General features: G+C 65.7%; 6 protein-coding genes. 1 reads left to right on the forward strand and 5 read right to left on the reverse strand.

Annotation, left to right across the window (positions count from 1 at the left end; genetic code table 11):
• A partial coding sequence (locus JOZ76_RS04650; RefSeq protein WP_291697453.1) for a GMC family oxidoreductase occupies nt 1–759 on the forward strand: 759 nt, incomplete at its 5' end.
• Nucleotides 760–1,140: 381 nt separating this feature from the next.
• Here JOZ76_RS04650 and JOZ76_RS04655 read toward each other — a convergent pair.
• Genes JOZ76_RS04655 through JOZ76_RS04675 form a run of 5 tightly spaced genes read right to left on the reverse strand, consistent with a single transcriptional unit; the run spans nt 1,141 to nt 6,541 of the window.
• Nucleotides 1,141–2,631 (reverse strand): ABC transporter substrate-binding protein, encoded by a 1,491-nt coding sequence (locus JOZ76_RS04655; protein ID WP_291697454.1) that lies wholly within the window; start codon nt 2,629–2,631, stop codon nt 1,141–1,143.
• 33 nt (nt 2,632–2,664) lie between these two features.
• A complete protein-coding gene (locus tag JOZ76_RS04660; protein ID WP_291697457.1) occupies nt 2,665–3,690 on the reverse strand; it encodes an ABC transporter ATP-binding protein in 1,026 nt (341 codons plus the stop codon).
• On the reverse strand, nt 3,690–4,703 hold the full coding sequence (locus tag JOZ76_RS04665; protein WP_291697455.1) for an ABC transporter ATP-binding protein: 1,014 nt from the start codon (nt 4,701–4,703) through the stop codon (nt 3,690–3,692). The genes JOZ76_RS04660 and JOZ76_RS04665 overlap by 1 nt, the downstream gene beginning before the upstream one ends.
• A gap of 3 nt (nt 4,704–4,706) precedes the next feature.
• On the reverse strand, nt 4,707–5,567 hold the full coding sequence (locus JOZ76_RS04670; protein ID WP_291697458.1) for an ABC transporter permease: 861 nt from the start codon (nt 5,565–5,567) through the stop codon (nt 4,707–4,709).
• A gap of 23 nt (nt 5,568–5,590) precedes the next feature.
• Nucleotides 5,591–6,541, reverse strand: coding sequence for an ABC transporter permease (locus tag JOZ76_RS04675; protein ID WP_291697456.1), 951 nt, complete (start codon nt 6,539–6,541; stop codon nt 5,591–5,593).
• Between the last annotated feature and the right edge of the window lie 396 nt (nt 6,542–6,937).

The raw sequence follows: 6,937 nt of genomic DNA on the forward strand, positions 1-6,937 counted from the left end.
GACCATCTGCAGCAGCGCGCGATTTACAAGGTCGATGGCGTGCGGACGCTGAACGAGACCTATTACAACCTGTTCCGGCGCGGCCTGATGGGCCTCGACTACGCCTTCCGCCGCCGTGGTCCGCTGACCATGGCGCCATCGCAGCTCGGCATCTTCACGCGTTCCGACGCGACGCGCGCACGCGCCAACATCCAGTTCCACGTGCAGCCGCTGTCGCTCGACAAGTTCGGCGATCCCCTACACCGCTTTCCAGCCATCACGGTGTCGGCCTGCAACTTGCAGCCGACCTCGCGCGGCATCGTACGCATCCGCAGCCGCGAGATATCAGCCGCGCCATCGATCGCGCCAAACTATCTGTCGACTGACGAGGATCGCCAGGTCGCGGCGGATGCGATCCGCACCACGCGGCGCTTGATGCAGCAGCCGGCGTTGAAGCGCTATTCTCCGAGCGAATTTTTGCCGGGTCCCTCAGTCGGCGATGACGATGCATCGCTCGCGAAGGCCGCAGGCGATATCGGCACCACGATCTTCCATCCCGTCGGCACCGCGAAAATGGGACTTGCCAGCGACCCCACCGCGGTCGTCGACGAGCGGTTGCGCTTTCACGGCATTTCGGGTCTGCGCATCGCCGATGCCTCCGTGATGCCGACGATCACATCGGGCAACACCAACACGCCGACCGCAATGATCGCCGAGAAGGCCGCCACCATGATCATCGAGGACGGGCGGGAAACCATGATCATCGCAGACGCGAAGTAGCTTGAATCTGGCCACTTGCGCGGCTGTCAGTCCTCCCCTCCCCCCTTGCGGGGGGTCCCAGGACTCAGCTCGTCGTGTGGTACCCCCCTCCCCAGCCGTCCCCCGCAAGGCAGGGCAATCGCATATGGGGTTTGAACGCTGGCGGTGCGCTCCCTCCCCCGCTTGCGGGGGAGGGCTGGGGTGGGGGCGTCGTGCGAAAAAGGCTGCAGCTGAGGCCGGGCGGCCCCCAGCCGCCGCGCAAGTGCGGCTACCTCCCCCGCAAGCGGGGGAGGCAAAACGGAGAGAGCGCCACTCATATGCGATAGCCCTGCCCCGCAAAGGGGGAGGGAGCGCAGTGTCGCCGCGGTAACAGCAGACTGTCACCTCAGCAGTCGAACGGAACTACTCCCACGCCCAGGTCGAAAAATCGTTCTCGAACTGCGGCACGTCCTTCCATACGCCCTTCAGCTTCTTGCTCACGATTGTGATCCATTGCGGCTGGTACAGAAAACCGGCCGCCGCATCGGTTGCGAGCATGCGCTGGGCATCGCCGAGCAGTTTTGCGCGGCCGGCCTCGTCCGACGTCGTCACGATCTGCTTGTACAGCGCGTTGAAGGCCTCGGAGTTGTAGCCGAAATAGTAGTCGGGTTCGGTCCACTTGACGAGGTCGAACGGCTCCACATGGGAGACGATGGTGAGGTCGTAATTATGCGGCCCGCCCGGCGTAAAGACCTGCGACAGCCATTGCGCCCATTCGATGTTCTCGATCTTGGCCGTGATCCCGATCTTGGCGAGTTCGGCCGCGAGGATCTCGCCGCCCTGCCGCGCATAGGGCGGCGGCGGCAACTTGAGGCTCACCTCGAGCGGCGTGGTCACACCGGCCTCCGCGAGCAGCTTCTTGGCCTTCTCGGGGTCGTAGGGATTGATGCCGGTGGTATCGACGTAGCCGGGCGAGCCCGGCGTGTAGAAGCTTCCGATCGGCACGCCAAAACCATCGGCTGCGCCGTCGATCATCGCCTTACGATCGATCGCGGCCAAAATGGCGCGACGCACCCGCACGTCGTCGAACGGTTTCTTCTTGTTGTTGATGGTCACGATCGTCTTCGCCTTGGAGCCGCCAATGAGCACCACGAAGCGGGGATCGGCCTTGAACTGCTCGACGATGCGCGTCGCCACTCGGGGAAACGCGTCGACATCACCCGCCAGCAGCGCCGCCGCTTGCGCGGCGGGATCGCTGATGAAACGGATCGTGACCTTGGCGAGCTTGATCGCCGACGCGTTGCGGTAGTCGGGCCATTTGTTCAGCGTGATCGAGGAGCCCTTGGTCCACGATCCCAGCGTGTAGGGCCCGGTCCCCACCGGCTGCGTCGCGTCGGTCGGCGCACTCTTCGGCTCGACGATCGATCCGCTCGCCTGCCCGATCAGGAACGGCAGGTTCGGCTCGGAGTACTTCAACGTGACTACGATGGTATCGGCGTCAGGCGCGCTGACCTGCTCAAAGCTCTGGTAGAGGCTCTTGTCCTTGTTGGTCGAGTTCGGCGCCGCGTTGCGGTCGAAGGAGAATTTCACCGCCGCGGAATCGAACGGCTCGCCGTTCTGGAATTTGACGCCCTTGCGCAGCTTGAACGTATAGCTCTTGAGATCCTCCGTCGCCTGCCAGCTCTCGGCGAGCAAGGGCGAGACCGAGCCGTCCTCGTTGATCTTGGTCAGCGTCTCATAGACGTTGTAGAGCGTGACCTCGGCGATCGCCGCGGCCGCAGCGGTGGTCGGGTCGAGCCCGGGCGGCTCCAGCGCCATGGCCATGACGACGCTATCCTTCTTGCCCTGCGCCTGGCCTTGCAGCGGCACAGATGCGACGAGGGCGGCCACCGCGAGGAGGGATAATCTCTTCATTTGCTTGCTCCGCAGAGAAATCGTGGGAACAGTCTAGCCTTCCGCGGCCACCGGCGGCAACGCCATGACGGCCTCGGCGTGATGGCAGGCGGCCAAATGCCCCGGGCCGAGCCCGCGCAAGGGGGGCGCCACCTCCCGGCAGCGCTGGTCGGCGAGCGGACAGCGCAGGGCATAGGCGCAGCCGGCGGTACTCGCCGACTGCGAGGTAATCGCCTGTGCGCCGCGGCGCCGGCGCGCACCCCCGGCACGGGCGCGCGGCACGGCTTCCAGCAGCGCGCGCGTATAGGGATGGCCGCAATGCGCGAACAGGTCCTCGGGGCGGCCCTGCTCGACGATGCGCCCGAGATACATCACCGCGATCTCGTCACAGAGATAGTCCACGACCGCGAGATCATGGCTGATCAGGATGTAGCTCAGGCCGAACTGCTCCTGCAGGTCTTCCATGAGGTTCAACACCTGCGCCTGCACGGAGACGTCGAGCGCGCTGACCGGCTCGTCGGCGACGATCAGTTTTGGCTGGGTGATCAGCGCGCGCGCGATCGCAATGCGCTGCCGCTGGCCGCCGGAGAACTCGTGCGGGTATTTGTCCAGGTCGGCATCGCGCAGGCCGACCTGCCGCAGCACGGTCGCGACCCGCTCGCGCATTTCGGCGCGGCCGACCTGGGACAAGGCGGTCAGCGGCTCGGCGACGATCCGCGCCACCATCTGGCGCGGATCGAGCGAGCCATACGGATCCTGGAACACCATCTGGAAATCGCGCCGGGCGCGGCGCAGTTCTGCCGGCGCCATGGCGTTGAGATCGCGGCCCGAGAACGACACCGTGCCCAATGATGGACGCTCCAGCGCCATCACCAACCGCGCCAAGGTCGATTTGCCCGAGCCGGATTCGCCGACCACGCCGAGGCTCTGCCCCGCCTTCACCTGCAGGCTGACGCCGTTCAGCGCGTGCACCTGCGCCGGCGCACGGAACAGGTTTTCCCGCGGCAGCGTGTAGCGCTGCACGAGACCCTTAACCTCGACGAGCGTGGGCGCGACGGCGGCTTGGGTGGGGTCGAGCATCATGCGCCCAAGACCTCGGGCAGATTCATCATCGACACGTCAGTTCGGACACAGCGCACGAGATGATCGTCGCCAACCCTGACCATGGCCGGAAAGGCCGCGCGGCAACGACCTTCGACTAGCGGACAGCGGTCGGCGAACGGGCAGCCTGTGGGCAGGTCCGCAAGCTCGGGCACCGTGCCGGCAATGGTCTTCAACCGCGTGCCCTTTTTGGCGCCGAGCCGCGGGCGGGCCCGGAACAGCCCCTGCGTATAGGGATGCCCCATGCGCCAAAACACCGCGTCCGTGATCCCGCTCTCCACGACGGTGCCGCCATACATCACCATCATCTTCTGCACGTTCTCGGCGATGACGCCGAGATCGTGCGAGATCAGGATCATCGCCATGCCGCGCTCGGCAACGAGATCGGCGATCAGGTCGAGAATCTGGCCCTGGATCGTGACATCGAGCGCAGTGGTCGGCTCATCGGCGATCAGCAGGTCGGGCTGGCAGGCGAGCGCGATGGCAATGGTGACGCGCTGGCGCTGGCCGCCGGAAAACTGGTGCGGATAGGCATCGACGCGCCGCGCCGCATCGGGCAGCCCGACGCGATCGAGCAAGGCGATCGCCTCCTTCCGCGCTGCCGCAGCGGAAAAACCCTTGTGGCGCCGCAGCGGCTCGGCAATCTGGCGCCCGATCGTATGCATCGGGTTGAGCGCGGTCATCGGCTCCTGAAAAATCATGCTGATCCGGTTGCCCCGGATGTCGCAATAATCCGCATCAGGCAATCCGACGAGTTCGCGCTCCGCCAGCTTGATGCTGCCGCCGACGACGGCGCTGTCCGGCAACAGGCCCATCAGCGCCAACGCCGTGATCGACTTGCCGCAGCCGGATTCGCCGACCAGGCCCAGCGTCTCGCCGCGCCTGAGCGAGAAGGAAACCTCGCGCACGGCCTGCGCCGGGCCGCGGCTGGTGTTCAGCCGGATGCCGAGGTTTTGGACGTCGAGCAGAATGTTTTGGTTCGCAACGTTCACCACTCAGCGCTCCCGCGCCAGGCGGGGATCGAGCAGATCGCGTAGTCCGTCGCCGAGCAGATTGAGCCCGAGCACCGCGGTCGCGATGGCGACCCCCGGATAGACCGCAAGGCTCGGCGCCTGAAACAGCAGCGTCTGCGCCTCGTTGAGCATGCGACCCCAGGAGGGCTGCGGCGGCTGCGTGCCAAGCCCGAGATAGGACAGCGCGGCTTCGGCGAGAATCGCGAGCGCAAAGCCGATGGTCGCCTGCACGACCAGGACCGAGAGAATGTTCGGCAGCACATGCTCCGTCGTGATACGGAAGGCGCCCTTGCCCGATGCCCGGGCTGCCAGCACGAACTCGCGCGACCAGACCGCATTGGCGGATGCTCGGGTGACGCGCACGAAGGTCGGAATCTGGAAAATACCGATCGCGGTGATCGAGGTCACCATGCCCGGCCCCACCGCGGCCGCCAGCATGATCGCCGACAGCACAGCGGGAAAGGCGAAGGTGAAGTCGCTCATCCGCATGATCAGTTCTTCGGTCCAGCCTTTTCGCGCAGCAGCAAGCAGGCCGAGACACACGCCGAACGAAAGGCCGATGCCGACGGCGATGATGCCGACGGCGATGGTGGCGCGCGCGCCGACCAGGAGCAGCGAGACGATGTCGCGGCCGAACACGTCGGTGCCGAGCCAGTGCGATGATGACGGCGGCTTCAGCTTGGCCGCGATGTCGATGTCGTAGGCAGACCACGGCGTCCAGACCAGCGACAACAGCGCGGCGAACAGCACCAGGAGCACGAGCGCGCCACCGGCTACAAAACTGCGATGCCTGAGCGCACGCCGCCAGAAGCCTGTCGCAGGGCGCTGCACGACGGCCGGCATGCTGATTGCGGTGTCGGGCGTGCTCACAGATGGTGGACCTTGATGCGCGGATCGATGACGGCATAGAGCACATCGACCACGAAGTTGACTGATATCACCATGGCCGCGAGCAGCATCACGCAGTTGCGGACCACGATCAGGTCGCGGTTGGCGATCGACTGGAAAATGAGCCGGCCGAGCCCCGGCAGATAGAACACGTTCTCGATCACGACGGTGCCTGCCAAAAGGTTGGCGAACTGCAGGCCCATCACGGTCATCACCGGAATCATCGCGTTGCGCAGCACGTGCTGCCACAGCACCGCGCGCCTGCTCAAACCCTTGGCGCGTGCCGTGCGCACAAAATCCTCGCGCAGCACTTCAAGCACCGCCGAGCGGGTGACACGCGCCAGGATGGCGGCTTGCACCACGGCGAGCGAGATCGCCGGCAACAGCAGCGAGCGCAGGCCCGGCCAGATGCCATCATCCCAGCCGGCAAAACCGCCGGCGGAGAGCCAGTGCAGCTTGACCGAGAACAGCAGGATCAGCAGAATTGCAAACCAGAAATTGGGCAGCGCGATCCCGACCTGAGTCAGCGACATCACGCCGACGTCGCCGAGCCTGTTGTGGTTGGCGGCGGTGTAGATGCCGGCGGCGAGCGCCAGCACGACCGTGATCGCCATCGACAGCAGCGCGAGCGGAATGGAAAGCCAGAGCCGCTCGCCGATCAGCGCCGCAACCGGCGTGCCATAGGCATAGGAGTTGCCGAGGTCGCCCACCGCCGCGCCCGTGATCCAGTGCAGGTAGCGATAGGCCAGCGGCTGGTCGAGCCCGAGCTTGACAGCGAGCGCGCGTACGGCGTCAGGCGAGGCATCGGCGCCCATTAGCATCTGCGCGGCATTGCCCGGCAGCGCGTCCAGCACCAGGAAAATGATCACCGAGGCCACGGCCAGCGTCGCCAGCAAGGTCAAAAACCGCCGCAGGACGAACAGGCTCATGCCGCGTCCTCTTCCGCTTCGGTAGAGACGTTCGTGTCAGTAAAGACCGTATTCGAAGAGACCGTGTACGAAGAGACGATGTATCCGCGAGCGCGGTGTTCTCCCCTCCCCCTTGTGGGGAGGGATTGGGGGTGGGGGTCCCCGGCCTCAGCTCCTCGTGTGGTACCCCCCTCCCCAACCCTCCCCCGCAAGGGGGGAGCGGGCGCACCTTCGATGCGGCTCCAGTTCAACGCAATCTCACCTTTCTCGCCCTAGCGATCCAACACGCTTCGATCCTGGAGGCAAGCCCGCCCTCATATACCTTTGCCCTAGTCAAGCGAGACCGGGCCACCGGCCGAGCAGATCGCTGGCCACTTCGAACAGCGTTGCGATCCGCAACAGCTCAGCATCGCCGCG

The sequence above is a fragment of the Bradyrhizobium sp. genome, assembly GCF_019244115.1.
In the GTDB taxonomy this organism is placed as follows: domain Bacteria; phylum Pseudomonadota; class Alphaproteobacteria; order Rhizobiales; family Xanthobacteraceae; genus Bradyrhizobium.